The 26,107-nt window shown below is 65.4% G+C and carries 27 protein-coding genes; 16 read left to right on the top strand and 11 right to left on the bottom strand.

Annotated features, from left to right (window positions below; translation table 11 throughout):
• The first annotated feature begins 68 nt into the window (after window positions 1-68).
• From arsB to ABD088_RS15305, 3 genes are all read left to right on the top strand, one after another.
• Entirely contained in the window at window positions 69-1,193 is a 1,125-nt protein-coding gene (arsB, locus tag ABD088_RS15315; RefSeq protein WP_343902836.1) for an ACR3 family arsenite efflux transporter, read from the top strand.
• Window positions 1,190-1,615, top strand: a complete 426-nt coding sequence (locus ABD088_RS15310) for an arsenate reductase ArsC (protein WP_343902835.1) — start codon at window positions 1,190-1,192, stop codon at window positions 1,613-1,615. Before arsB ends, ABD088_RS15310 begins: the two co-directional genes overlap by 4 nt.
• 107 nt (window positions 1,616-1,722) lie before the next feature.
• Complete coding sequence (locus ABD088_RS15305; RefSeq protein ID WP_343902834.1) at window positions 1,723-2,016, top strand: antibiotic biosynthesis monooxygenase family protein; 294 nt, start codon at window positions 1,723-1,725, stop codon at window positions 2,014-2,016.
• An 87-nt stretch (window positions 2,017-2,103) separates the two neighbouring features.
• On the opposite strand, the gene ABD088_RS15300 is transcribed toward ABD088_RS15305, so the two are convergent.
• Window positions 2,104-2,811: a hypothetical protein gene (locus tag ABD088_RS15300; RefSeq protein WP_343902833.1), complete on the bottom strand. Its 708-nt coding sequence runs from the start codon at window positions 2,809-2,811 to the stop codon at window positions 2,104-2,106.
• A 354-nt stretch (window positions 2,812-3,165) separates the two neighbouring features.
• On the opposite strand from ABD088_RS15300, the gene ABD088_RS15295 reads away from it, so the two are divergent.
• From ABD088_RS15295 to ABD088_RS15285, 3 genes are all read left to right on the top strand, one after another.
• Window positions 3,166-3,957 carry a hypothetical protein gene (locus tag ABD088_RS15295; RefSeq protein WP_343902832.1) on the top strand — a complete coding sequence of 264 codons (792 nt, stop codon included), beginning with the start codon at window positions 3,166-3,168 and terminating at the stop codon, window positions 3,955-3,957.
• Window positions 3,958-4,224: 267 nt separating this feature from the next.
• Window positions 4,225-5,124: an excalibur calcium-binding domain-containing protein gene (locus tag ABD088_RS15290; protein ID WP_343902831.1), complete on the top strand. Its 900-nt coding sequence runs from the start codon at window positions 4,225-4,227 to the stop codon at window positions 5,122-5,124.
• Between the two features lie 44 nt (window positions 5,125-5,168).
• Window positions 5,169-6,056 carry an HNH endonuclease family protein gene (locus ABD088_RS15285; RefSeq protein WP_343902830.1) on the top strand — a complete coding sequence of 296 codons (888 nt, stop codon included), beginning with the start codon at window positions 5,169-5,171 and terminating at the stop codon, window positions 6,054-6,056.
• Here ABD088_RS15285 and ABD088_RS15280 read toward each other — a convergent pair.
• Together ABD088_RS15280 and ABD088_RS15275 are read right to left on the bottom strand one after the other, a co-directional pair.
• Window positions 6,053-6,526: a hemerythrin domain-containing protein gene (locus ABD088_RS15280; protein ID WP_343902829.1), complete on the bottom strand. Its 474-nt coding sequence runs from the start codon at window positions 6,524-6,526 to the stop codon at window positions 6,053-6,055. The two genes, ABD088_RS15285 and ABD088_RS15280, sit on opposite strands and share 4 nt — an antisense overlap.
• Window positions 6,523-7,002: a carboxymuconolactone decarboxylase family protein gene (locus ABD088_RS15275; protein WP_343902828.1), complete on the bottom strand. Its 480-nt coding sequence runs from the start codon at window positions 7,000-7,002 to the stop codon at window positions 6,523-6,525. Before ABD088_RS15275 ends, ABD088_RS15280 begins: the two co-directional genes overlap by 4 nt.
• 112 nt (window positions 7,003-7,114) lie before the next feature.
• Here ABD088_RS15275 and ABD088_RS15270 point away from each other — a divergent pair, with 112 nt between their 5' ends.
• Window positions 7,115-7,579, top strand: a complete 465-nt coding sequence (locus ABD088_RS15270; RefSeq protein WP_343902827.1) for a hotdog fold domain-containing protein — start codon at window positions 7,115-7,117, stop codon at window positions 7,577-7,579.
• Between the two features lie 46 nt (window positions 7,580-7,625).
• Here ABD088_RS15270 and ABD088_RS15265 read toward each other — a convergent pair whose 3' ends face one another.
• The 6 genes from ABD088_RS15265 to ABD088_RS15240 form a co-directional block, all read right to left on the bottom strand.
• Window positions 7,626-8,309: an SDR family oxidoreductase gene (locus tag ABD088_RS15265; protein WP_343902826.1), complete on the bottom strand. Its 684-nt coding sequence runs from the start codon at window positions 8,307-8,309 to the stop codon at window positions 7,626-7,628.
• Between the two features lie 194 nt (window positions 8,310-8,503).
• Window positions 8,504-9,382, bottom strand: a complete 879-nt coding sequence (locus ABD088_RS15260) for a TolB family protein (RefSeq protein ID WP_343902825.1) — start codon at window positions 9,380-9,382, stop codon at window positions 8,504-8,506.
• A gap of 27 nt (window positions 9,383-9,409) precedes the next feature.
• Entirely contained in the window at window positions 9,410-9,913 is a 504-nt protein-coding gene (locus tag ABD088_RS15255) for a hypothetical protein (protein ID WP_343902824.1), read from the bottom strand.
• An 80-nt stretch (window positions 9,914-9,993) separates the two neighbouring features.
• Window positions 9,994-11,547: an alpha/beta hydrolase gene (locus ABD088_RS15250; RefSeq protein ID WP_343902823.1), complete on the bottom strand. Its 1,554-nt coding sequence runs from the start codon at window positions 11,545-11,547 to the stop codon at window positions 9,994-9,996.
• Between the two features lie 83 nt (window positions 11,548-11,630).
• Window positions 11,631-11,951 (bottom strand): hypothetical protein, encoded by a 321-nt coding sequence (locus ABD088_RS15245; protein ID WP_343902822.1) that lies wholly within the window; start codon window positions 11,949-11,951, stop codon window positions 11,631-11,633.
• A gap of 5 nt (window positions 11,952-11,956) precedes the next feature.
• Window positions 11,957-12,415, bottom strand: coding sequence for a hypothetical protein (locus ABD088_RS15240; protein WP_343902821.1), 459 nt, complete (start codon window positions 12,413-12,415; stop codon window positions 11,957-11,959).
• A 78-nt stretch (window positions 12,416-12,493) separates the two neighbouring features.
• Between ABD088_RS15240 and ABD088_RS15235 the strand changes: the two genes are divergently transcribed.
• Entirely contained in the window at window positions 12,494-13,165 is a 672-nt protein-coding gene (locus ABD088_RS15235) for a DNA alkylation repair protein (RefSeq protein WP_343902820.1), read from the top strand.
• Between the two features lie 54 nt (window positions 13,166-13,219).
• A complete protein-coding gene (locus ABD088_RS15230; protein ID WP_343902819.1) occupies window positions 13,220-13,579 on the top strand; it encodes a nucleoside triphosphate pyrophosphohydrolase family protein in 360 nt (119 codons plus the stop codon).
• A gap of 21 nt (window positions 13,580-13,600) precedes the next feature.
• Here the strand turns inward: ABD088_RS15230 and ABD088_RS15225 are convergent, their stop codons facing one another.
• Window positions 13,601-14,188 (bottom strand): hypothetical protein, encoded by a 588-nt coding sequence (locus ABD088_RS15225; RefSeq protein ID WP_343902818.1) that lies wholly within the window; start codon window positions 14,186-14,188, stop codon window positions 13,601-13,603.
• Window positions 14,189-14,287: 99 nt separating this feature from the next.
• Here ABD088_RS15225 and ABD088_RS15220 point away from each other — a divergent pair, with 99 nt between their 5' ends.
• The 5 genes from ABD088_RS15220 to ABD088_RS15200 all read left to right on the top strand — a co-directional run bounded on the left by ABD088_RS15220 (window position 14,288) and on the right by ABD088_RS15200 (window position 19,150).
• Window positions 14,288-15,241, top strand: coding sequence for an alpha/beta hydrolase (locus ABD088_RS15220; RefSeq protein WP_343902817.1), 954 nt, complete (start codon window positions 14,288-14,290; stop codon window positions 15,239-15,241).
• A gap of 250 nt (window positions 15,242-15,491) precedes the next feature.
• Complete coding sequence (locus ABD088_RS15215; protein ID WP_343902816.1) at window positions 15,492-16,919, top strand: purine-cytosine permease family protein; 1,428 nt, start codon at window positions 15,492-15,494, stop codon at window positions 16,917-16,919.
• A gap of 3 nt (window positions 16,920-16,922) precedes the next feature.
• Entirely contained in the window at window positions 16,923-17,495 is a 573-nt protein-coding gene (locus ABD088_RS15210; RefSeq protein WP_343902815.1) for a cysteine hydrolase family protein, read from the top strand.
• A gap of 238 nt (window positions 17,496-17,733) precedes the next feature.
• Entirely contained in the window at window positions 17,734-18,417 is a 684-nt protein-coding gene (locus tag ABD088_RS15205) for a helix-turn-helix domain-containing protein (protein ID WP_343902814.1), read from the top strand.
• Between the two features lie 115 nt (window positions 18,418-18,532).
• Complete coding sequence (locus ABD088_RS15200) at window positions 18,533-19,150, top strand: hypothetical protein (protein ID WP_343902813.1); 618 nt, start codon at window positions 18,533-18,535, stop codon at window positions 19,148-19,150.
• Between the two features lie 71 nt (window positions 19,151-19,221).
• Here the strand turns inward: ABD088_RS15200 and ABD088_RS15195 are convergent, their stop codons facing one another.
• Complete coding sequence (locus ABD088_RS15195) at window positions 19,222-21,123, bottom strand: FAD-binding monooxygenase (RefSeq protein WP_343902812.1); 1,902 nt, start codon at window positions 21,121-21,123, stop codon at window positions 19,222-19,224.
• An 806-nt stretch (window positions 21,124-21,929) separates the two neighbouring features.
• On the opposite strand from ABD088_RS15195, the gene ABD088_RS15190 reads away from it, so the two are divergent.
• Window positions 21,930-23,276 (top strand): hypothetical protein, encoded by a 1,347-nt coding sequence (locus ABD088_RS15190; protein WP_343902811.1) that lies wholly within the window; start codon window positions 21,930-21,932, stop codon window positions 23,274-23,276.
• An 81-nt stretch (window positions 23,277-23,357) separates the two neighbouring features.
• Window positions 23,358-26,107: beta strand repeat-containing protein (locus ABD088_RS15185; protein ID WP_343902810.1), on the top strand; the 2,750-nt coding region annotated here is incomplete at its 3' end.

Here is a 26,107-nt window from a genome sequence, read left to right as displayed (position 1 = left end):
ATCCATCAATATATCCACGGATACTGATGAATCGATACTCGTCGATCCATCGAAAGGCCACACGCCCCGTGAGCCACCTCAGCACCCCGTCCTCCGTGCAGCCACCGGAGGCCGCCGTCGTCGGGCGGCTGTCCACGCTGGACCGCTTCCTGCCCGTCTGGATCATTGCCGCCATGGCCGCGGGTTTGCTGCTCGGCCGGTTCGTGCCGGGCTTGGATACGGCGCTGGATGCGGTCAGGATCGGCGAGGTCTCCTTGCCGATCGCCGTGGGGTTGCTGGTGATGATGTATCCGGTGCTCGCCAAGGTCCGCTATGACCAGACACGCCGGGTCGTCGCGGACCGCAGGCTGCTGGTTACCTCGCTGCTCATCAACTGGATCGCCGCCCCGGCCTTCATGTTCGCGCTGGCCTGGATCTTCCTGCCCGACCTGCCCGAATACCGCACCGGGCTGATCATCGTGGGGCTCGCCAGATGCATCGCCATGGTGATGATCTGGAACGACCTGGCCTGCGGGGATCGCGAGGCCGCCGCGGTGCTGGTCCTGATCAACTCCGTCTTCCAGGTCATCGCCTTCGGGGCGCTCGGCTGGTTCTACCTGCAGGTCCTGCCCGGTTGGCTGGGGCTGCCGACCACCAGCGCAGACTTCTCCTTCTGGGCGATCACCGCCTCCGTACTGATCTTCCTCGGGATCCCGCTGCTGGCCGGATTCCTGACCCGCACCCTGGGGGAGAAGGCCAAGGGGCGCCAGTGGTACGAGGAGCGGTTCCTGCCGCGGATCGGACCGTGGGCGCTGTATGGGCTGCTCTTCACCATCGTCCTGCTCTTTGCCCTGCAGGGTGGGACCATCACGTCGCGGCCGCTGGACGTCGTGCGCATCGCCCTGCCGCTGCTGGCCTACTTCGTCGTCGTGTTCGGTGTGGGCATGGTGCTCGGGCGACTCCTGCGGCTGGGGTACGCGAAGACGACGACGTTGGCCTTCACCGCTGCGGGGAACAACTTCGAGTTGGCCATCGCCGTGGCCATCGGCACCTTCGGTGTCACCTCCGGGCAGGCGCTCGCCGGAGTGGTCGGGCCGCTGATCGAGGTCCCCGTCCTGGTGGCACTGGTCTATGTTGCCCTGTGGTCCCGCCGTCGCTTCTTCGCCACCGAGAGCGCCGATCTGCCATCTTCCACGAGGAGCATGAACCCATGAGCACCGCCGGAACCCCTGGGAAGCCGACAGTCCTGTTCGTCTGCGTCCACAATGCAGGACGCTCGCAGATGGCCGCCGCCTACCTCACCGCGCTGTCCGGTGGGTCCATCGACGTCCGTTCCGCAGGATCCGCACCGGCTGAGGCGGTGAACCCGGCAGCGGTCGCCGCGATGGCCGAGGAGGGTATCGACCTGTCCGCCGAGACTCCGAAGGTCCTCACCGTCGACGCCGTGAGGGAATCCGACGTCGTGATCACCATGGGGTGCGGGGACACCTGCCCGATCTTCCCCGGCAAACGCTACGAGGACTGGGAATTGGAGGATCCCGCGGGGCAGGGACTGGAGGCGGTCCGTCCCATCCGTGACGGGATCCGTTCCCGCGTGGTGGCGCTGATCGAGTCCCTGGCGCCCGACGTCCCATAGTCCCTGGGCTGGCCGCGACCGTGACGAGATCGACGGCCAGCGGGGGCCGGGCTGCGATAGCTTGGAAGGGTGAGTGGCCCGGAGGTGCCGGGCCCGGAAGGAGCACCGTGTCCGTCGTCGTCATCAACGCCCTGCAGGTTCCCGTCGAGGTGGGTTCAGAACTCGAGAAGCGTTTCGCAGCCCGCAAGCACTCCGTGGACGGCCAGCCCGGATTCGAGGGGTTCCAGCTTCTGCGCCCGGTCGCCGGCGAGGACCGCTACTTCGTCTACACCCAGTGGGCCACGCGTGAGGACTTCGAAAACTGGCGCGACCAGCGCGCCCCGCACGATCACTCGAAGGGCGCGCCGGTCGCCACCGGCATGGGATTGCTCGAGTTCGAGGTTGTTGACCTCGGAGAGTAGTCCCGGCGGTTACCCCGCTCTTGGTGAGGAATGAGGGCGAAGGCCGGTCTTCGCCTTCAACCCCCGCGCCCGGCGGCAATCATCGAGCTACCGCTTGACGGTGGTGCTGGTGGCCGCCGTGGTCTTGGAGGTCTGGGAAATGACGGCCCGATAGCTGGCTTTGGCCTTCTGGGTGTACTTGAAGCTGGACTTGCCCTTCGAGAGGTTGACCGTCTTGATGGTCACCCAACCCTTTGAGGTCTTGCGCTGGATCTTGACGCCCTTGGCGTTGAGGGCGGAATACTTCGAGGCCGCCGGATTGAAGTAGCTGGCTGACAAGTTGAGCGTGACCACTTTTCCCTTGCGGCTTGACGACAGGCCGGACCGGGTCTTGCCGCGGACGTAAAAGGTTGTGGCCGAGTAGTCCGTGTAGTCGAAGTAGTCGTAGTCGGAGGTGAATCCCGAGACTTCGGATGGCCCGACTTTGTATGCGCCGAGTCCGTCGGTGTCACAGATGAAGAGTCGATCCTTGGCGTCGCTGTCATCGAAAATCGCCCAGTCAACGAGTGCGCCGGAGCGCGTTACGTCGGCGTCGATGTAGAAGTCCGTTACCGAACCCGCTACCTTGCCCCTGACGGTGACGTTGTTGTATTGGCAACTGGAGGACGAGAAGACCATGTCCTTGATGGTGAAGCCGGTGACGTCGAGCTGGCGCGGTGCTGCCGAGGCGGCGGGCAGACCGATTGCCCCGGCCGCGAGTGAAATGGCGGAGCCAGCCGCAAGCCAGCCGAGTTTTTTGCGCGTTGAAGTATGCAAGTTTCCCCCAAATTTGTGGTGCGAAGTGTTCGCCGTGCCGCATGAAACCGTGCCGTGCGAGGCGGCCGAACTGGCGCGCTGAAGAAATAGTAGCCTCACGTGACAACAAATCAACAGGGTGGCAGTCGAACTTTCTTGATGGCCGCCTATCAGCCTGGTGTCCATTCAAAACAAAGCCGCCCGTGGAAACGTCTCGTCAGGCTGGTTGTTGTCGCTCGCGGGGGAGGGGCGCAGGAACTCGTGTGGAGCATCATCCATCGGGCAGGTTTATCCCTGCGGGGGCAACAGCGTTTCCGTAGGGGCGGGGGGCTTTAGCCGGCTGGCTCCATCACTCGTAGACACCCGGAGGAAACCATGAAGAAGAAGTCCCTGTGGCTTGCCCTGCCCTTGGCAGCTGGTCTGATGCTGACCGCCTGTGGCGGATCGAACGACGCCCCGGCGGAGAACGCCGACGCAGCCTCGGCTGCCCCGTCGACACAGTCCAGCTCGTCGGCCTCCTCGAGTCCCGCGGCTTCGCCCAGCCAGGCCGCTTCGTCGCCCGCCGCTGCTGGGGCTGCGCTGACGAATGCCCAGCTCAAGAAGGTCGTCGCCGGGTACTTTGACCCGGAGGACAAGGCCCAGGTCTTCGGCAGCAAGGAATTGCAGGCCCAGGCTGGAGCCGCGGGAGCGGTGGTGAGCGACGCCGAATTCACCCCAGCCAAATGTGGAATCGCTAATGGCATCGACGTCGAGGCCGAGTTGAAGAAGAGCAACCTGGCCGTGGCAATGGTGGCCAACCCGAAAAACCCCTCACAGTTGGTGACGGTGACTGCAGGTTCCGCCAAGGATGCGGCGCAGGCCAACGAAGCGTTCAAGAAGAGCATCGACGCCTTCGACGGCTGCGAAAAAATGACGATGAAGACGATGGGCCTGACCGTGAAAGTGAACTCGACGTTGAAGGACGTGGACGTGTCGGCTCCCGGAAAGTTGGCCGTGATCACCAAAACCGAGGTCAAGGGGCAGAAGATCCCCGGCGCCACCGTGATGGTCTCCGACAATGGACTCCAGGTGCAGATGCAGGCCCAGGGCATGGAAATCGACGACGCCTCCTTGCAGGACATGGCCGATGGCGCGCAGGACCTGTTGGACTCGATGAAGTCCTTGTAGGCAGCACGCCCGTACGGCGGGCATCGGGCCGGGCCACCCATCACGTCGATACGTCACGTGGAAGGGGTGCCCGGCCCTTCCCCTGGGTGGGCATGCGGGGAACGGGGCCTGATCGTTACGACAAAGACGTGAAAGCTTCAAGTATCCCCGCTACTCTGGGGGTATCTATTCGATTCATCGTCTTGGGGGACAATCGTGACTTCACCATGGGGGCCTCAGCCTGCCCGAAAATCGACCCGCGGACTTCGGTGGTGGATCACGCTTGCCGTGGCCGCCGTCGTCCTGGTCATCCTGTTGATCCTGGCACCAGCACTCATCATTTTCCTGACTGTGCTGGCTTTCCTCTTTGCGCTGGTCGTGCTGCTGATGGGACGCGCGCGGTGGGCCCGGATCCCGCATCGCAAGGCAGCAGCAGGTGTCGCCGGCGGGGCGTTGGCCCTGATGATCGTCGCCACCTTCTTCGTGGACACCCCCGAGACCGCCACCACGCCAGCTGCCGATGCCGCTGCGCAGGAAACCCCTGCCGCGACCGCCGCACCGGAACTGGCCAGTTTCGTGGGCCAGGCCTGTGACGGCGACGAGCTGGTCATGACGCAGGACGGCGAGAGCAACTATTGCGATGCGAACGACGGCGGTGCGTTCGTCTGGGTCGCCGCGGTGGACCACGAGAAGGCGGAGGCCGCTGCCGCGGCCCGCGCTTCCGAACAGGCTGCGCAGCAGGCCCAGGCCGAGAAGTCCGCCCAGGCGAAGGCCGCGAAGGACAAGGCTGCGGCTGAAGCCAAGGCCCGCCAGGCAGCAGCCGCGCAGAAGAAAGCCGATGCGCAAAAGGCCGAAGCGCGAAAGGTAGCCGCTGAAAAGAAGGCCACCGCGCAAGCCCAGGCCAAGAAAGCCGCGCGCCAGGCCAGTGCCCGTAAGGAGGCGGCCGCGCAAGCTGCGCGGAACGCCGAAAAACGAGCTGCCAAGCAGGCAGCGGTTGCCCGGAAGAACAGCTTCGTTGCACCCCCGGCGGCGCCGAAAAAGGCTGTGCCGAAGAAGGCCGCATCCACCTCGACGTTCTACAAGAACTGCACGGCAGTGCGTGCGGCCGGTGCGGATCCCATCCATGTCGGCGACCCGGGATACAGCCGCAAGCTCGATCGTGATGGAGACGGCGTCGGTTGCGAATAGTCTTCCCCTCGCCACGTGAGGTAGCGGTCGGCGGTAGGCGGTGGTTGGCCGTTGCGCTGGCCGGCGGCGTCCTGCTGGGACTCGCGGGGTGCGGAGCACCCGATGGCCCGCCGCAGGCTGGGCCGATCATCATCTCGACGGAAACGCCGAAGCGGGGCCCCCTCGTGGTGTGGTCCGAGGCCCCCACTGCACCTGCGACGACTGCTGCCGTCGTCCCCTCGGGGGATGCCGAGGCCCCGGTGGCAACGTCTGCTCCGGCTTCGGCGCAGTCCCCGTCGCGCCGGCCGGCCAAGCGGGCCAAGCCGACTCGGCCGGCCAAACCGTCCACACCGAAGCGCCCGCACGCGCCGGTAGCGGGAACCGTCCTGGCCCAGCTGGCCACCCTCCAGGTCAAGGGGCGCGCACCGAAGACGGGATACGAGCGGTCGAACTTCGGATCCGGGTGGAAGGATCCGGACCGCAACGGCTGCGACGCGCGCAACGACATCCTGCGCCGTGACCTCACTGCGGTGGTGGCCCGGCCGGGGACCCAAGGGTGCGTGATCACCTCCGGCATCCTCAACGATCCCTATACCGGTTCCTTCATCGACTTCGTCCGTGGGCAGGGGACCAGCAACGCGGTGCAGATCGACCACGTCGTGGCCTTGTCCGATGCCTGGCAGAAGGGGGCCCAGCAGTTGGGCGCCGACGAACGGGTGGACCTGGCCAACGACCCGCTGAATCTCCTGGCCGTTGATGGTCCGACCAACGCTTCCAAGGGCGACGGCGATGCGGCGACTTGGCTGCCGCCGCGCAAGGCGTTCCGTTGTGCGTATGTGGCGCGGCAAGCCGCGGTGAAGGCAAAATACGGGCTGTGGACCACCCGGGCCGAGCACGATGCCATGGAACGCATCGTGACGAAGCAGTGCCCGGGACAGAAGGCGCTGCGCTAGGCGCCGGCGCGGGCGCAGACCCACCCCTCGGGGGTGGTACCGGAGGCAATGAACTCCTGCAGGTCGGCGGTGGTTCCGGCGTCCAGCGCGGTGTCTGCCTGCGGGTAGATGATCGGCTCCTCCTTCGCGTTGTGTGCGTCCAGCAGCGTCAGCAGCTCGGTGCAGGTGGAGACGAGTTCGGCAGGTGTGGCACCGCCGTCGTGCTGGTCGGTGAGGGTGTCCATCAGGTCCCACAGGGCACCATGTTCGCGTTCCATGACCATGATCGGCATCATCAATCCGGCGTCGCGCAGGGGCGGGAAGAGGAAGGCCTCCTCGAGGTAGATGTGCCGGCGCAGGGCCGAGAGTGCGCGCAGCAGGGAAGCGTCGTCGTACTCGCCGGTGGTGGCGCCGGAGGTGAACGCCTCGATACCGCCGTCGATCGCGCGGTGTTCGCGTTCCAACGCAGCGCTGAGGGTCCCGGCGCTCATGATGCCGCGGCTTCCCCGCCGGCCGGCAGCTCGGGCAGCGGTTGGCGGGTGGCGATGGCCATCCGGTTCCATGCGTTGATGGCGCAGATGGCCATGATGAGCACGACGAGGTCCTGCTCGCCGAACTCCGCGGCGGCCTGGGCCCAGGTCTCGTCGGAGACGCCGCCTTCACCGATGAGCGTGACTTCCTCGGCGAGAGTGAGCGCCGCCTGCTCGCGTGGCGAATACAGGTCGGGTGCCTCCTGCCAGCCGGCCAAGACGTCGAGGCGGCGCTCGTCCACGCCGGCGGCGCGGGCCTCGCGGCCGTGCATGTCCAGGCAGTAGGCGCAGCCGTTGATCTGTGAGGCGCGGATCTTGACCAGGGCCAGCAGGTCCTCGCCGAGATTGCCGGCGTGGACGTACTTCTCCAGCGCGATCATCGGCTGGTAGGCCTTCGGGTCGATGTCGTGGATGGACAGGCGGGGTGCAGCGGGCATGGCGGGGATCCTCCGAGTGGGCCCATGGCGGCGGGGGTCGCGCCGTCCCTTTCACCATCCCGCCGGGCGTCGGCAGTGTCAATCACCGGGCCGGGGACGTAGCATCGCCGGTATGGCATCGACCTATGAGCTCTACCAAAAAGTTGCGGCCTGGCCGTTCGGCCGACAGATCTTCTCCGCGGCCTACATGTTCAAGGTGCCGTACTTCCGCTCGGTGCGTCCGCGCATCATCGAGATGGGCCCGCACCGGGCCGTGGTCCAACTCAGGAAGCGGCGCGCGCTGCACAACCACCTCGGCACGCTGCACGCCATCGCCATCGCGAACGGCCTCGAGGCGGCCATGGGCCTGCTCGCGGAGGCGACCGTGGCGCCGGGGATGCGGTGGATCCCGAAGGGCATCACGCTGGACTACCTGGCGAAGGTCCCCGGCGACGTCCGCTGCATCGCCGCCACCGAGCCCGCCGATTGGGAGCACGCCACGCCGTTCCAGGTCGACGTGAAGGTCAGCGCACAGCTGCGCGACGGGACCGTCGTGGTCCGCGGCACCATCCCGATCTGGGTGACCGCCAGGAAGTAGGGGCCGCACCGCCCCGGAGGGACGGTGCAGCCCGGCGTCCGGGAGCCTAGGCCAGTGCGTCGGCGATCGCGGTGTCGCCGTCGTAGAAGTTGACGGTCTGGCGGACCGCGGCGTTCGCTGCGATGACGTGGGTGATGACCGCTGCGACGTTCTCGCGTGACGTGTTGGACTCCTGGCCCTCGGGGGCGCGGCCGTCGATCCGGCCGTGGTTGTCGACGAGCTGGATGGTGCCGGTGGCCGGTTCCAGGGTCAGGATGCCCGGGCCCAGGATCGTGTAGTCGAGCCCGGTGCCGCGCAGGTGCTCATCGGCGTCGTGCTTGGCCTGCGCGTAGGGGTAGAACGAGTTCTCCGGGTCCAGGTTCTCGATGTCCACCGAGGCGCGCGAGTAGGAGACGATGACGAAGCGCGCCACCCCTGCCTGTTCCGCTGCGGTCATTGCGCGGACGGCTGCCTCGAAGTCGACGGCGCGGGTGCGCTCGGGGCTCCCGCCGCCGGCACCGGCGGAGAACACGACGGCCGTGGCTCCGGTGAACGTCTGGGCGAGTTCGTCCACGCTGGCGGTTTCGATATCGAGCACGACGGCGGTGCCGCCTGCCGCTTCGATGTCACCTGACTGCTCTGGGTTGCGGATGACGGATTCGACGGCGTACCCGGCGTCGGAGAGTTTCGGGGCGGCGAGCAGGGCGATCTTGCCGTGTCCGCCGAGGATGACTACGCGTTCTTCTGACATGTGACGCTCCTTCTGCACCGGTGAGGGTGCCGCAGGTGACCCGGCAGGTCCAGTGGACCTGGCCGGTGGCTTCCACTGGGCATAACGTGTGGCGCGGCTGGATATTCCAGCACCGCGTGGAAACGCCGGGCGAACGGAAACCGCTGACGACGTGTTCACGCAGCTGATCCTCCGGCAGCTGCGGGCCGACGGGATCACGCGGGGCTGAACGGATACGTGACATAGGCGAACTGGTCGGAGCCCGGCGCCCAGCTGTTCACATTCAGCGTGCCCTGCCCGCCGAACAGCGCGAAGGTGCGCACCGGCGTCGTCCAGTCCGCAGTGGTGACCAGGACCAGCTCCACGTCCAGATCTGCAGGATGGCCGAGCGTTCCGGACGGGAAACGCAGGTAGGTGGCCAGGTGGCCGTCGGGGGAGGGATGTGGGAACCAGTCGACGGTGTCGCTGGCGACCAGTCGTTCCATACCGGTGCCGTCCGGGCGGATCCGCGCAAGCTGGGCGTGGCCGGGCGCGGTGGTGAAAGCCTCGGTGTTCAGCAGGATCCACTCGCCGTGGGGGGAGTACTCGGGCCCATCGCAGTGCCCGGTGCCGGTATCGATGTACGACGGCGAACCACCGTGGGCGGGCAGGGTCGCCAACCGTCCGGGGCGGGAAAAATCGCCGGCCTCGATCCCCACATAGGCCAGGGTGATGCCGTCCGGGCTCACGCCGTGCAGGAAATGCGCCCAGCCATCATCGGCGGTGATGCGGGTGGCGGGGCCGCCGCCCAGACTGGCCCGGTACAGCTGGCCGTCGGCCGCCGAAAGGTAGATGTGCTCGCCGTCGGGTGCCAGGACGTGGTCATTGTTGAGGTCGGGGACCCCAGTGAGCGGGATCTGGGCCAGCCGTCGGTCGGTGAGACCCAGCGTCCACAGGTGGCCAGCGCCGTTGAGGACCAGGTTGTGGCCGTCCCCCGTCCAGTTCGGTGCCTCGAGCAGCAGACGGTCCGTCGCGAAAACGAGCTCGCGCTCGCCGGTGGCCGCGGAGGCGGTCCATACTTCGCAGCGTTGGCCCTCGCGGAGGTTGCGGGGCATCGGAACGTCCTCTCTGAGGGTGGCTGGTCACTTCCAGTCGTCGTAGTACTGGCTGTTCTTGCCATAGTCCGGGTCTAGCTCGGACCGTTGCATCTGGTGTTCGACCGGTTGGTCGGTGCAGCGTGATCTGACGAAGATCTCCAGTGAATGATGCGGAGGGGCGTCAGTGATTTCGGCAGTGGCCAGCAGCTCTCCCTGGTGGAAGGAAAGCCGACGGGTGCCATCTGCCGGTTCGGAAACCTCCTTGTCCTTCTCCCACTTCAGCTCCTTCATACGCCGGTCGATGCGGTCCAAGGCCGCGTTGGCGGAAGCTGTGCTGGCAATGGGCCCGGTGACCTGGCCGATCCAGCGGGTCTTGGTTTGCGGGGCGTCGTCCTCCGGGCGCAGGCACGTGATCTCCCGGACATCGTCGATTTCGACTTCTGCGCCTTCACCGGTTTCCTCGACGAGCGCCGTGACCACCGTTCCGAGCTGTTCTCCGAGGGCTGATGAGGTCTTTGAAGCCTCTGCGGGATCCGGCGTCGTACTCATGGAACAACCTCCAAGTAGTGGGGTCAGGATCAACACGGCGGCAACGGAGGTTGTCACGGAAAAGGGGACACGGTGGCGCTTCACTCATCCTCCAGACTGGTGACGTCTGTCATCTCGAAGTTCTCACTCGAATACCTCTCGGGATACTTTTCCACGGGCGAATAACTTTGGCCTCCGGGGCCCATGCCCACCATATCGGGCACATAACGACTGACCCTGGTGCCGTCAATGATGCCGGCGATGTTCATCGCCGCTGTCGATCGCGGACCGAAGTAGTCGGTGTGGCCGGACATCAGGGATTCCGGATCATCAGGGTCAACGAAGCCCGTTTCCAACCGGGTCGCGCCCATCTGGAGGGCGGGGTTGCTCCCCTGGATGAAGGAAGGGCCGTGGAATCCGCCGCCGAAGTCCTGGGCGATCTGGATTGGATCGTCGCGGGTTTGGACCCAGTAGCGGTGGGCATTCTCGTTGTCCGTGTCGTCCGGGCTGCCGACATCGTGTCCGATGCCCGCGGGGGCCACGTAGATGATGTTGGTGGAGTCCAACCCCTGGCGCTCAGCAGTACCCAACAACGGCGCCCCTGCACTGTAGCCCACGTAGGAGGTGCGGGCGGACTCCGGAACTTCCGCATCGACGGCGTAGTCGAAAGCCGCCAGACTCGGGCCGCCGTCGTCGTTGTATTTGCTGGTGAGATTGTCGTCGAGTTCGTCGGGGAGATCCGCCCCTTGCCAATAGAACGAGACCCGGCTGGAGTCTTGTTTGCCATCGATGGCGTCCAGCCGATCGGTATACGAACCCAATTCGCCGAGGTCTGCACCCGTACCGGGAATCAACGTCGAGACATTGTTGGTCGAGGAGGAGGGCGTGCCGTTCATGGCGACGACCCGGCCGTCGCCTTCCGTGGAAATGAGGACGACCTGGGTGTCATGGTCCATGGCGTAGTCGAGTCCCTGGGCCACGGTTTCCAAACGGCGCTTTTCTGCCAGCCAAGCCGCATGATCCCCGATGAATTCGCTGGTTCCCCGATCGCCCAAGATGCTGCCCCGGCCGCCAGAGGTGTCCCGGCTGTAGTCGCTGCGTTGTGGTTCCGGCGGGTAGTCCTCCAGTTGCTCGCGGGTCTGCTCCCGATTGCCGGCGACGGTGATGATGTTGGCCTTCGCCCGGTTGGCCATGGGGACACCGTTCAGGTTGCCGAACACGCCCGGATAAAGCAGGAGCAGCTTTTCCTGGTCCTTGGCATCCAGGTCCAGCCATCCTTCGCGGACACGATCGATGCCCCACTGTGCGGTATGGGAATCGTTGGGCATCGCTGCGGCCATGGTTGCTTCCGGCGTCCCGGGGAGGAAGGGGCCCATGAGCTTGTTGTTGGCGAGCACCTTCGAGGCCTCCGGGTTGGCGTCGGCCCATGCACGCAACTCGTCGGTGGAGAGCCCACGCAAGGACGGCAACAGATCCACCGGGTCCACGGCACCGAAGTCCTCGTCGAGGCCGGCCGTGAAATCAGCCCACGTCACAGTGGGAAGGGACGGTCCGCCCAGCGCAGCCTCCATCGGCAAGGAACCTCCGGTTCCGGTGGTGACGGCATCCAGGGCCTCGACGGCGGTGGACTGCGCCGTGCTCCAATCCGTGCGCAAGGCACGTGCCCGGCTGTTGAATTCAGTCAGCTCGTTGGTGGTTCCGCTGTCTTCGCCTTCCGGATCCGCTGTTACCTTGGACTTCAGGCCCGGCAGGAGGCCCCCAGGGCTTCGGATTCTTTTTGCAGTTTCCTGCCGGTGGCCACGAAATCACTGATCGCGGTCTTCGCGCTCTTCACCGCGTCCTTCCAATCGCTGACCGGTGTGGTGAGTTCATCGAGTGCAGCGTAGACGGTGGCCTGGGTTTCGTCGTGGCTGTAGGCGCCATGGAGCCGTTTCCAGGCAGCTTGTGCGTCGTCGAGGTAGCTCTTGGTGTTCCCGGAACCTGTGCTCATGTCGGTGGCCGCATTTTCCAGCTCGTCCCAGGGAACATCGATGTCCGGGAATGTCCCGATATCTTCCATCTGCGTCAGCTCCCGAAGTTGAACGGTGAGGTGCCGGGGGGATCTTGCCAGATGGGCGGCGGGGAGTAATCGGCGGGAACGCGGCCCAAGGCAGTGGACGCCGCGTCGGACATGGCTCCGTCGGCCTCGATCAATTCTGCCGCAGCGTCGGACACGGCAGTTGCCTTGCGGTACACCAGGCTGGCGGCACGCTGGCCGACGTCGTCCCGGGGGCCCCAAAAGCGGTCGAAGGCCGCCTTGACGGTCGTTGCCGTCCCGAAGCTGTCCTGGGTTGTGTCGCCGTCAGTCCGCGTGTCCTTGGCAGCCAAGCGCAGCGATTCACCGTCTGCGGCCACGTGGATGAGGATGGCGTGCAGGGCTCCGGCGTCGATCTTGTAGGCGATGGCTTTCCCCAAAAAGTCGTAGCGGTGCGGCCGAACCCCGTCGACCGTGTACCCCTTGACCTCCTCAGGTGCTTGTTCCAAAAGTCCATGGGGACTTCTCCCCGCCCGGACGCCCAGGACATAAGCTGGGATCTCCGAGCAGGCCCCCCGGAGGAGACCATGAGCCAGCAACTAGTCAACGACGTGATGGCCGAATTGGCCGACCTCGAGAACCCGAAAATGCGGGCGGTCAACGAGCGCCACGGCGACGACCATGGGGTGAATCTCTCCAAGCTGCGCTCCATCGCCAAGCGGCTGAAGACCCAGCAGCCGCTCGCGCGGGAACTGTGGACCACGGATGACACCGCCGCACGCTTGTTGGCCCTGCTGATCTGCAAGCCGAAAGAATTCGACGGCGGTGAACTAGACTCGATGCTGCGCCAGTCCCGTGCGCCGAAAGTGCAAGACTGGCTCGTCAATTACGTCGTCAAGAAGAACGCGAACGTCGAGAACCTGCGGGTGGTCTGGATGGACGACCCGGACCCCGTGGTCGCGAGCGCCGGCTGGGCCTTGACCAGCGACCGGGTGGCGAAGAAGCCCGAGGGTTTGGACCTTCCGGGCCTCCTGGACACGATCGAGGCGCAGATGAAGGATGCGCCGGAGCGGCTGCAGTGGGCGATGAACCAGACGCTGGCCACCATCGGTATTGAGCACGAGGAGTACCGCCCCCGGGCCCTGGACATCGGCGAACGGCTCGAGGTGCTGAAGGACTACCCGACGCCGCCGAACTGCACGTCCCCGTTCGCCCCGATCTGGATCAACGAGATCGTTCGGCGGCGCACCGCAAGCTGACCGAAACCCACCACCTGGTACGACGTCGGGACCCTGGTTCCGGGAAGGCTCACCATGACCTCTGCATCTCCCCTGGACGAAGCACGTGAGCGGGCGCTTGCCGTCCGCGCCAAATACGAGATCCTCGAACAGCGCTTCAACGGCAAGACGTGGTCTCTGCACGAAATGATGCTGGGATTCTCCAACGACGTCGGCTACCTCGGACGCCTGATCCTGGCCAACGACGGCATCTGGGACATCGACGGGGACGTCGAGACCGAACTCAAGCACAAGCTCGCGGAGTCGGTGTGGTGGAACTTCGTCATCGCCGACCGGCTGGGCATCGACCTGGGTGCAGCCTATGCAGAGACGATGGAGAACATCGGGGAGGCCCTGGACGGGACGATTGCGCGCACCGACCCGGACGCCGGGTAGCGCCAGCCCCACGCGGCACGGCTACTCCGAACCCTCGGGGGCTTTGCCTTTCGTCCCGCCATCGGGGTCCAACCGCGAGTGTTCCAACTGGTGTCCGCTCGGCTGGTCCGTACAGGGCGACTCGAGGTTCAGATCCATGGCAAGCCCATTACCGGTGCGCTGGACTTCCGCCGTCAGGTCGAGGCCATCGCGGTGGTAGTAGAGAGCCCTGGCGATTGACGGGTGGTTGTCGGCTTCGGCGACCTCCCGCTTCTTCTCCCAGACGTCGCTGCGAAGGTAGGTGTCCATCCCCGTGAGCGCACGGTTGACCGCGGCGTGGCTGGTGACCTTTCCGCTCGCCCAGCCGATCCAGGCGGTCTTGGCCGCCGGTTCGCCTTCGTCGGGGCGGCCGCACGACTCTTCACGCACGCGCTGGTACTTCATCGAGGCTCCGTCTGAGAGCGACCCCACCAGTCGTGGCATGAGCGAAGTGAACGTGTCGTTGAGTTGCGAGGAAGACTGTGAGGTCTCCTCCGGGGTGGGTGTCGACGGTGAGGAACAGGCGCCTAGGCCGGACACCAACGCGCCCCCGGCCAGGAGCCCCACCGCCAGTCGGCGAGTGCGTGTCATCTATCGACCCTCTCATATGCTCCAACCCAGGAATTGGTTGCGGGGTATCCTCACCTCATCCGCGGGAGTTCCCCCGTCGCTCGCCGAACGCTGATGAGCATGGCCACCCCGCCCCCGTCTATCGATCGGAACCAGATGTCCTTCTTCTCCCGGCCGTTCGTGGCCGACACCGCCGCACGCGCGTTGCAGGCGCTGACCCGGGTGGGTGTCCGGAAGATCGAAGCCGAGGCCGCGGTCCGGCTCCCTGAATTCACGGCGGACACCACTGAGACGTCGATCCCCACCCCGCTCGGTCCGGCGCGGGCGACCGTCTACCGAGCCGCCGGGTGTTCCGGCGTCGCCCCGGTGCACGTGAACTTCCACGGGGGCGGATTCGTCCTGGACACGACCGAGCTGGATGACGTGCTCTGCAGGACGCTCGCGGCGACCAGCGGATCAACGGTGGTCAATGTGGACTACGTGGTGGCACCCCAGCACCGCTTCCCGCACCCGCCGCAGCAGGCGTATGACATCGTCCGGTGGGTTGCGGCCCATGGGCAGGAAGGGGGGTGGGATGGAACGCGTCTGACCATCGGCGGTCAAAGTGCCGGAGGTGCGCTGGCCGCCGCCGTCTCCCGGCAGGCGCTGGAACGAAACGGGCCGTCCATTGCCCTGCAGGTCCTGCACTATGCGGCCCTCGACCTGTCCACCCCCACAGCCAGCAAGCGGTCGACCAAGGCGAAACCGATGCTCCGGCCTTGGATGGGGCAGGTCTTCGACACGGCCTACGTGCCGGACCCTGCCCGGCGCCGTGACCGGCTGGCCTCACCGGCCGGTCCCGCGGACACCTCCGACCTGACCGGCATGGCACCCGCAGTCATCATCGCCGCCGAGCACGACATCCTCCGGGACGAGGCACGACGCTACGCCGACCGCCTCGAGACCGTCGGCGCGCTCGTGGACTACCGGGAGATCCCCGGCGCGGATCATGGCTACGACATGGACGACGACGTCCGGGCCCGCGAGACATACCTCTATATTGCGGCGAAGCTCCGTGCCGCCGTCACCGGCTGAGCGAGGCACGTCGAAAGGCCAACCCCGCCAGGGGTCGACCGGTGAAGCGATGGTCTCACCCGGGGGCGAAGTGCTGACAGATCGATCACACTATCGGCTCTGGGGGCGGGACGTCACCACCGCCGCGATAGGTTGGTTGCCGCTGTTCTTCATCTCTGGCACCCACGCCGTTCATGTCCCCTCCCTTCCGCGTCCTTCCCGCGGAGTCGACCGGGGAAGCAGCGCAGCCCCCTGAACTCGAGGAACAACTATGACCAGCGCCAGCACCCGCGTGCCCCAGGCCGAGGACTCCATCGCCCAGGACCGCGGATACCGCAATAGCCTGACGAAGATCGAGCCCTACGGCATCGAGCACATCCCCGATGTCGAGCGCCATGGCAAGCCGTCGTCTCAGTTCTTCCTGTGGTTCGCCGCGGGCATGAACTTCCCGATCGTCGTCCTGGGGTTCAGCGCCACCTACTTCGGGCTGCCGTTCTGGTCCGCCGCCCTGGCGATCCTGGTGGCCGGGGTCATCGCAGCCACCGTCATGGGTTATCTCTCGGGCATGGGTGTCCGACTGGGCGTTCCCCAGCAGATGCAGGCCCGCGGACCGCTGGGTTTCATCGGCAACCTGCTGCCGGTCGCCTACGTCAACGTCTTCGCCGGCGTTGGCTGGGCCGCGGTGACGGTCATCCTCGGCGGGCAGGCCATCGCCCTGCTGTCGGGCATGCCATTCTGGGCGTCCGCGTTGATCCTGATGCTGCTGCAGCTCGTCGTTGCGGTGATGGGGTACAACCTCATCCATTTCCTGCAGCGCGTGCTCTCGATCGTCCTCTTCGCCGGCTTCGTGTTCATCACCGTCGTCGCCCTGGCCAAGGGCGAAGTGATCAACAGCGTCAACGAATCCGCCGAGGGGTTCGCCGGCATCGGCGGCTGGGTGATCTTCTTCGGCTACTTCATGTCCTTCATCATCGCGTGGATGCCCTTCGCCTCCGACTACTCCCGCTACCTGCCCAACACGTCGGCCAACCGGCGCGGTGCCGGTGTATTCACCATGCTCGGCAACTTCGTCACGCTCTCCTGGATGGGCATCCTGGGTGTCCTGCTCGGAGCCACGGCCACGACGGACGACGCCATCGGGGCCCTCAAGGAGCTCATGGGCCCCTGGGCGATCGTCGGCATGGGGATCGTCGCCCTGTCCTCCTTCACCCAGAACTTCCTGAACGTCTACGGCGGGGCCATCTCCATCCAGACCATGGGCGTGCCCGTGAAGCGGCACACCGCCGTCGTGTTCATCTGCGCGGCCTCCTACCTGGTCGCGCTGTGGGGCCAGACCGGGTTCAACGACGGTTTCACCGTGTTCCTCAACCTCACCGCCTACTTCGTGGCACCGTACGTGATGGTGCTGATCTGCGACTACATCCTGGGGAACCGCCGCAGCGAACGGGGACTGCGCGAGCTCTTCGACAAGTCACGCAAGGTCGAATGGGGCTTCATCGCCTGGGCCGCCGGCGTGCTCGGCTCCACCCCGTTCTGGATCTCCGCTGTCTACACCGGCCCCGTCGCCGCGGCCAACCCGCAGCTGGGCGACCTGACCTTCTACGTCGGTGCCGCCATCGCCGCGATCGTCTACCTGGCGACCTACCGGCTGCCGCGGCTCTCCCGGCGCGAATCACTGCGGGCCACCACGGAGGCCTAGCCCATGGCGACGCGGGGGAGCGGGGGCGCGCAGCTGGTCGTCATCGACCTGCAGCAGGCCTTCCGCCAGGAGGGGCAGTGGCATGTGCCGCGTTTCGACGCCGCGGCAGCCCGGATCGCCGAGCTGATCGAGGCGATGGGCGACCCGCTGTTCACCCGCTTCGTCCCCGATCCGGCTGAACCCGGATCGTGGGGCGCCTACTACGAACGCTGGGACCAGATGCGTCTGCCCCCGCAGGACCCCGTGTGGGATCTGGTCTGCCCCGGGTACGACGGCGGTGCCACCCTTGATCTGCCCACGTTCGGCAAGTGGGGTGAGGCCATGGCGCAGCAGGTTCCGGTCGGTGGTGAACTGATTGTCGCCGGTGTCGCCACCGACTGCTGTGTGCTCTCGACCGTGCTGGCCGCGGTCGACGCAGGCCGTTTCGCCACCGTCGTCACCGATGCGTGTGCCGGTCAGGACGATGCAGCGCATGAGGGCGCACTGGCGATGATGGGGCTGCTGTCACCGATGGTCCGGTTGGTGACCTGCGACGAACTGCTGGCTGAGCGTGCCGGAACCCCGAAACCAGCCTGACGGGTTCAGGGGCCGGCAGCTTCTCCCGCGGGGGGCTTCGACGGTCAAAGGACCGGCATCCACCGGCGACCCGCGCCCGGGACTGGAGCAAGAGCGCCAAGGTGGCCAGTAGGGCGACGAATGACGCGTATCCATAGGCCGCATGGGCCAATCCCCAGTGGGGGATGAGTAGTCCGGCGGCCGCCTGTGGGCCCCAGGGGGTATGTATCTATTGTATTTGCTGCGCTACCATTGACACATGGATTTGCTGACAACCAACGAGGTCGCCAAGGTGCTGGGCATGGCGCCTGCGGCAGTGCGCCGGTTGGCGTCGTCCGGTCGGCTGCCGTCGGCAAAAATCGGGGCTTCGCTGGCGTTTGAACCAGCTGGCGTGTATCGAATGCAGCGAGAGGACCGAAAAATCGGTCGGGTGTGGTCTGCGGCGACGGCATGGGCGGCCATAGAAATGTTGTCGGGTATGAGGACCGAAATCATCGACCAGCCGCGGCGCTCCCGGCTGGCAGCCAAGATCCAGGCTCTGGACGCTGCAGAGTTCCACCGACTGGCACGGCAACGAAGCGCGGTCAGACGGTTTCACGCCAGCCCACGTGCATCCACGCGGTTGGCCGGGCTGATCGAGCCGAGCGGAGTGATGGCCGTGGCCGCCGCCTCCAGGGCCGCGCGGTTTGGCCTGGCAGGAGTCCGCAGTGAATCCCGCATTGAGGGGTACTGGACCGGGCGTTTGGAGGATTTGCTGTCCACTGTTCCCTTGCGGCCGGATGCGGGGGGAAATGTGGTGATCCGCCTGGCCGAGGAGGCCCACATGAAGAGGGCGATCGGGACCGATGTTTTGGTTGCCCTGGACCTGATGGATTCCGATGATGTTCGGGAGCGTGGGGCTGGCCGGAACGTACTCGAGGAGTATTTGCATCATGTCCACTGAGCGGTGTGTGCGGACTATTTCCGTGCCGGGTGACGTGTGGATGCCTCCGTGGCCGAATGCCTTCGAGTTGGCAGACGCTGTCCCTTCCCGGCATTGGACACTCGTGGGAGGGCTGATGGTCCAGCTGCACTGCATCGCCGCCGGCGTGACACCCCCACGGCCCACCTTCGACGTGGACACCTTGATCCACGTGGAGCTGCCGGGGAACAGCCTGTCCGTTCTCCACGAAGGCCTGGTAAAAATCAACTATTCACCGCAGCTCTCCCTCGGACGACGGCAGCCCCTGCATCGATATGTTCGGGGCAATGATGTCATCGACTTCCTGATTGCTGATCATGCTGCTCCATCCCTGATCAGGAAGTTTCCATCGCTTGGCGTCGTCCGGGCGTCGGGAGGGACCAACGCGCTGCGCCGAACAGTGCAGTTCGACATCGTGCATGAACACGGCAGGTCAAGCATTTCCTGCCCGGACGTCGTCGGTGCTCTCATGCTCAAGGCCGACGCGTATCGGATCGATTCGCGGGATCGACTTCGGCATCTCCAAGACTCCGTGAGCCTGGCGATCCTGCTGTCGGAATCGACCAAGGGGCCGAAGATGTTCGGGAGTGGTCCCCGGCGCATCCGCCAACTGCTCAAAGCGCTTTCGGCGTACCGTCCGGAGCAGCTGGGTGTGACGGAAGATGATTGGCAGGACGCCCAGATCGCGTTGCAAGAGCTCCTCGAATGGAGGTGACCTTCGGGGCAAGCGTGGTTGAGGCCGGATCCCCGTAGGGGCCCGGCCTCACGCATGTCTGGAGCTGGGTACTACGCCTGCTGCTTCCGCTTCCCCGTGAGCAGTGGTGCGAAGAATGCGGCGAGCTCGTCGGTGGCGGTCAGTGGCAGGACGTTGGCCACGTACTGGTCCGGGCGGACCACGACGACGACGCCGTCGCGGCTCAGGCCGCGCTCGTCGAAGATGTCGGCGCCGGGGACGGTGCCGAAGATCTTCTCGAGGTTCGTCAGCTTGAACGGGCCGACCTCCGGGCGGAACACCGCGGGGACGGCGTTGATGTCGATCTCCTCGTGCGGCTGCTGGTAGATGACCTTCGCATCAAACCAGGCATCGTGGTCGTCCCCCTCGGGGGTGGCGGCGAGCGGGGAATCCGGTGCGGTGGCCAGCCATTGGGCGAGGTCCGTGGTGGGGGAGGCGGAGCCGGCGGCGGCCGGATCGGCGAAGACGTAGATGCGCCAGCGTCCGTCGGCTTCGGCCTGGTGGCCGAGCTGCAGGGGGTTGGTGTCGCAGACGCGGGCTGCCTTGGCGGACTTGAAGCGCTTGCCGATGGTGAAGCCGGTGGCCAGGTCCTGGTGCCTGGCCTCGGCGGTGATCAGCGACGGGGTGTATTCGGTCATGAAGCCCGCAGGGAACTCGGCGGTGCGCACGTAGAAGTCCTCGAGGTCCGAGGGGCTGTCGAACTCCTCGGGCTTCTTGGCCATCATCGTGGACCATTCCTTGTCGAAGTCGATGAGGTTCTTGGCCACGACCTGGCGTTCGGCCGAGTAGGTGGAGAGCAGCTCCTCGGGGCTGCGGCCCTCGAGCACATGGGCGAGCTTCCAGCCGATGTTGAAGCCATCCTGCATGGAGACGTTCATGCCCTGGCCGGCCTTGGCCGAGTGGGTGTGGCAGGCGTCGCCGGTGATGAACACGCGCGGGGTCTGGCTGCCGATGTTCTCCGGGAGGACGTCGTCGAACCGGTCGGTCAGCCGGTGGCCGACCTCGTAGACACTGTGCCAGGCGACGTTGCGCACCTCGACGGTGTACGGGTTCATGATGGCGTTGGCCTTGGCGATAATCTGCTCGATGGTGGTCTTGCGGACCTGGCCGTTGTCGTTCTCCGGCACGACGCCGAGGTCGACGTACATGCGGAAGAGGTGTCCGCCCTCGCGGGGGATGAGCAGGATGGAACCGCCGTCGTGCGACTGGATGGCGCACTTGGTGCGGATGTCCGGGAAGTCGGTCTTGGCGAGGACATCCATGACACCCCACGCGTGCTTGGCCTGCTCGCCGGCCATGGTGCAGCCGATGGAGGCGCGGACCTGGGAACGGGCGCCGTCGCAGCCGACGACATATTTCGCATGGACGAGCCGGGTGGTGCCCTCATCGGGTCCGGCACTGCGCACGAGCGTGACCTTGACCGGGTAGTCGCCCTCGTCGGTGACCTCGAGCCCCTGGAAGTCCCAGCCGTAGTCGGGGGTGAGGCGGGTGGGGGAGTTCCTGGCGACCTCGGCGAAGTAGTCCAGCACGCGGGCCTGGTTGACGATCAGGTGCTTGAACTCGCTGATGCCGGTCTCGTCGTCCTTGGCGCGGCCGCCGCGGGCGATGTGGGTGGGATTCTCCGTGTCCGGGCGCCAGAACGCCATCTCGGTGATCCAATATGCCTCGGCGGTGATGGCCTCGGCGAATCCGAACGCCTGGAAGGTCTCCACGGAGCGGGCCTGGATGCCGTCCGCCTGCCCGATTTCCAGCCGGCCGCCGCGACGTTCGACCAGGCGGGTGGTGATACCCGGGAACCGGGAGAGCTGGGCTGCGGTCAGCATGCCTGCCGGGCCGGAGCCGACAATGAGCACGTCGACTTCCTCGGGCAGCTCCTCGGGGCGGTCGATGCCGACTCCGGCAACGGGCTGGACGCGCGGGTCGCCGGAAACGTATCCGTGGTGGTGGAACTGCACGGTGGGTCCTCACTTCTTCGTGTACTGGTCATTTGAGGGTGTTCTATAGTTGAATTCAACATTCGATTATCGAACACGAGATCTGGAACACACTATACGGGGCGTATGACGTGGCTAACAAGTACTGTCGGCGGTGGCCTCGCGGTGACCTCCAGGGAAATAGCGCGTAACGCTTTCTGCGTAGTGTTTACACGCGATGAGGTGAATGGTTGACTAGGTCGTAGAGCCAATCTGGGGAGGTGGCGATCGTGGAAAATGGAACGCGTCCGTTCGCTTCAGCCCTCCGCGTCTGCTTCGGTCTCGGACTTGGCCTTCTCGGTCTCCTTCTGTTCGGCATCACCAGCGCCACTGCCAGTGAGACCCCCGTTGGACACGGGGACATCATCCAACAGGACCGTCCCCAGCCAGAGGCCAGCCAAGCGTCATCCGGACGGCAGAGCCAGCAGTCGGCGTCATCTACCAAAGAACAGCCGTCCCGGCACCGTCAAGGGAACGGGAACCAATCCCAGCAGAGCCGGATTGAAGACGCGCGCGGTTCGTCGGCTCAAGGTGCCGGCCACGGCGGCAGAGGCATCGCTTCCAGGGATGGGGCGACCTCGAGGGCCCAGCAGGGGAAGACGGCGGACGGCGCAGCCGCGAAAGCAACCGCAGACCTGCGGGCTCACCGCCAGGAGACCACCCGATCGCTACGGACATCGGCGAGGGCCATCCGCCAGGAACTTGATAACACTTCCCGTGAAGCAAGGCGGTCTGCGGAAAATCTGCGCCAGGCACAGCGGGCCCAGGCGGAGGAGGTTCGCCAGGAGATGGCAGCCGCGACCCGGAAGGCGCAGGAGGGGCACCAACGTTTCGAGGAAGCGCGGCAGGCAGACCTCCGGGAACTCCGCACATCAATGGCCGCAGCGCAGGCCCGACACGTTCCGTCCGGCCGCGAGGACCGGCCCCACAAGAGCACGTCGACGAAGACACCTGCTCCGGGCAAGACCTCGCAGATGCAGCTTGAAATGGAATCAGTCGCTGCCGAGGCAAAGGCGGACCTGCACGAGGTTACCCAAGAGGCCCACCGCTCCATGGGGGAGGGACACGAATCCGGCTCGGAACCGGACGAAGAAGCGAAGAGTCGGATTCCCCACAACACTGCCCACGGCACGAGTGGGGCAGCGAAGCAGGTCCGCGGCTCTGCAACCCGGACTGAAGGCGCCAGCGGTCTTCGGGGTAAGCAGGGAGAAGAATCCGCCGATCTCGGCACGACCGTCGAGACGTTGGTCGAGGCCCCATCCACACTGATACGCGGGAGTAGCAGGGCCCTGACGGGAAGCTCGGAAGCGTCAGCGCTGAAAGCGGTGACCGGGGTCGTGCGCTCTGCACCCGCCATCGTTGCTGAGCCTCCGGTGAAAGAGACCTTGACGTCGGTGACGACGGTTTTGGATGAAACGGTGGCGAGCGTTCCGATCGTGGACAAAGTGCTGCCGAAGCAGTTGCTGACGCGCACAACGAAGCCCCTTGCCGAACTCGTCGACGGCACCGTCGATGCTGTTGTCCAGCCGGTCACTGCCCCGGTCGCCAGGATCGCTGCCCCCATCGTCGGAGCCACCGAACCGGTACTCGGTACCGTGGACGCGGTAGCCGACACCACGGATACGGCGGTCCAGAAGGCGGCCACCGGCCTTCTGCCCACGACCGGCGACACCGCCAGCCGACCGCAGGCTGACACGCCCCGTCGGCCGGCGTCGATTTCGCCCGCATCGGACCCCGCGCCCGCGCAGGCCACATCGACGGTCCGCCACAATAGCCAGCCAATCGCCCACCACCAGAAGAAGGCTCCATCGCCGGGCACTCCCGGCGTGGACACCGCCCTCGACGAGCCGGTCGTCGTGTCCACTGCTCCGCAGGCCTTCGTTCACAGCTCTCCGACGGCTGGCACCACTGACGGCGACCACGGATCGACGACCCCGAAGCCCTGGCCGGCTCCGGTTCCTGCACAGACTTCCGGCAACGCAGCCGCTGCCGGCGGTGGATGGCAAGCCTCCGCCGCCGCCCTTGAACACCAGGTCTTCCGGCTTCACCTGCCGATCGAGTCCATCAGTGCCCACGGGGTTGACACCCGTTCGCCCCTCGACGCGGCAAGCGATCCCGGCTCCTCTCCTGATTGATCAGGCCTCGCGGTCCTTTCGGAACCGCTGACGGCCAATTGGCGCCAAGACGCCGACACATAGATCAATCAGGAGAATCTCATGCGTAAGTGTGTACAGCGGGGGCTCTACAGTGCCCTCTTCGCCGGAGGACTCATCGTCCTCGGCACGGGTGCGGCATCCGCCGCGCAATCACCAAGCGACGATGGACTGCTCTCCGGAATACAGTCCAGCGCCACATCGCAGGTCCACCAGACCGCGACTCACGACACCGCCGTCCGGAAGATCGTTGCCAAGCACCTTTCCGATGACGTCAAGTCACTGAAAGACAAGGCAGAATCATCGTCGGACAAGCCGGCTTCGGCCTCCACCTCCGGCAAAAGGGGAATCCTCAGCGGAACCCAAGCTGCGCTGAAAGCGGCCGTTCCCGTCAAGGCCAGCGGTAACACCGTGTCGGTAATTGGCGACAACAAGACCCGCAATACGGTCGGGGACCATGGCCCGGCGGACGATGCCTCGGATGGCAATGCAAAGGCATCGACTTCCGGGAAACGCGCCGTCGCCAGCGGAAACCAAGCCGGTGCCAAGGCATCGGCGCCCGTTGACGTCAGTGGAAACACCGTTTCGGTGATCGGCGACAACGACACCGAGAACTCCACCGATCATCACGAGCGGGGAGCTTCGGCGACCACCTCCGGCGACGACAGTTCAGGTAGCGGTAACCAGGCCGGTGCCAAGGCGTCCGCGCCGGTGGAGGTCAGCGGCAATACCGTTTCGGTGATCGGCGACAACAAGACCCGGAACACGGTCAAGGATCAAAAGCACGACGCCGGAGCCACCGGGAAGAGCCCGAAGGCCTCGACGTCCGGCAAGCACGGTGCAGCGAGTGGCAATCAAGTTGGTGCCAAGAAGTCCGTCCCCGTGAGGGCAAGTGGCAACACCATCTCCCTCATCGGCAACAACGACACGAAAAACGAGGTCACGAGAAGTGACCGTCATGATGCCGCATCCGCTGAATCAGGGGCTGCAAAGTCGTCTGGCGACCACGGCCTCGCCGCCGGAAACCAGGTGGGTCTCGAGGAGACCTACCCGGTTGACGTCAGCGGAAACACTATCTCTCTGGTGGGAAACAACACCACTGAGAACATGGTCGGCCGCGACGATCGAGAAGGCGCCGGTGCCGATCGGGGCGTGCCGGTGAAGACCTCGGGTGATGCTGGTTTGGGCAGTGGGAACCAGGGTGGTGTCCGTGGGACCGTGCCGGTGAATGCCGATGGAAACACGGTGTCTGTTTTTGGTGACAACGATGCCAGGAACACGGTGGTCCGTGACGGGCGTGATGGTCCCGGTTCCGACCGGGGTGCTGTTTCGACGTCGGGTGACGATGGTCTGATCGGTGGGAACCAGGTTGGTGCCGAGGCTTCGGTGCCGGTGAGTGCCGAGGGGAACACGTTCTCGGTGTTCGGGGACAACAAGTCCCGCAATACCGTCGAGCGTGATGGCTCATCGGTCAGTGGTCCGGCTCGGGGCGGAAACGCTTCGACCTCGGGTGATGACGGTGTTGGCAATGGCAACCAGGTTGGCGTGCAGAAGAGCGTGCCGGTCCATGCCAGTGGGAACACGGCGTCTGTTTTTGGTGACAACGATACGAAGAACACGGTGGTCCGTGAGGGTCACGGCGCTCCGGTATCGACTTCGGGTGATCGAGGCGTCGTCGGTGGAAACCAGGTGGGTCTCGAGGAGACCTACTCGGTGGATGCCGAGGGGAATACGTTCTCGGTGTTCGGCGACAATGCTGCTGAAAACACCGTGGTGAAGGGTGCTGGCTCCGTGGCCGGTGCCGATCAGGGTGTGCCGGTGAAGACCTCGGGTGATGCTGGTTTGGGCAGTGGGAACCAGGGTGGTGTCCGTGGGACCGTGCCGGTGAATGCCGATGGAAACACGGTGTCTGTTTTTGGTGACAACGATGCCAAGAACACGGTGGTCCGTGACGGGCGTGATGGTTCCGGTTCCGACCGGGGTGCTGTTTCGACGTCGGGTGACGATGGTCTTCTCGGTGGGAACCAGATTGGTGCCGAGGCTTCGGTGCCGGTGAGTGCCGATGGGAATACGTTCTCGGTGTTCGGGGACAACAAGTCCCGCAACACCGTAACCAGCACGGTTGGTGACCACGTGGTCTCAGCTCCGCGCGTTCCGGTTTCCACTACTGGTGGTCGAGGGGTCGTTGGAGGCAATCAAGTTGGCCTTCAGGAGATCTTCCCCGTGAACGTCAGCGGGAACTCGTTCTCGGTGTTCGGCGACAATGTTGCACAGAACACTGTGGCCCGTGGAGACGGAGACAGCAATGGTGCGAACCACGGTTCCCCGGTGTCGACCCCGGGTGATGACGGAATTGGTAGCGGCAATCAAGCCGGCGCTCTGAAGGCAGTGCCAGTCAGCATCAGCGGGAACTCGTTCTCGGTGTTCGGTGACAATGCTGCACAAAACACGGTGACCCGTGGTGGCAGGGACAGCATCCTGCCAGCGATGCCAGTCCCAGGAACTACCTCGGGTGACACCGGAGTTATCAGTGGGAACCAAGCGGGCGCAGGATTCCTTGTCCCAATCTCCGTCGACGGAAACACGTTCTCCGTCTTTGGCGACAATGCCTCAACGAACACCGTTGTTGGGGGAGGGGCGACTGACGTCGGCTACCTTCCGGAGTCCTCACCGTCAGACTCTGGCGACCGTGGAATTGCAAGCGGAACGCAGGCACTTCCTTGGTTCTTCGCTCCGATTGCCGTGGAGGGGAACAACGTTTCGGTGCTGGGTGATAACACCGTGACTGCTCCGAAGGTTGATGGGACTGATGG

The organism is Arthrobacter rhombi (genome assembly GCF_039526245.1).
GTDB classification, from domain to species: Bacteria; Actinomycetota; Actinomycetes; order Actinomycetales; family Micrococcaceae; genus Arthrobacter_H; species Arthrobacter_H rhombi.
The sequence above is the reverse complement of the archived record's forward strand: the minus strand, read 5'-3'. Positions and strand labels throughout refer to the sequence as shown.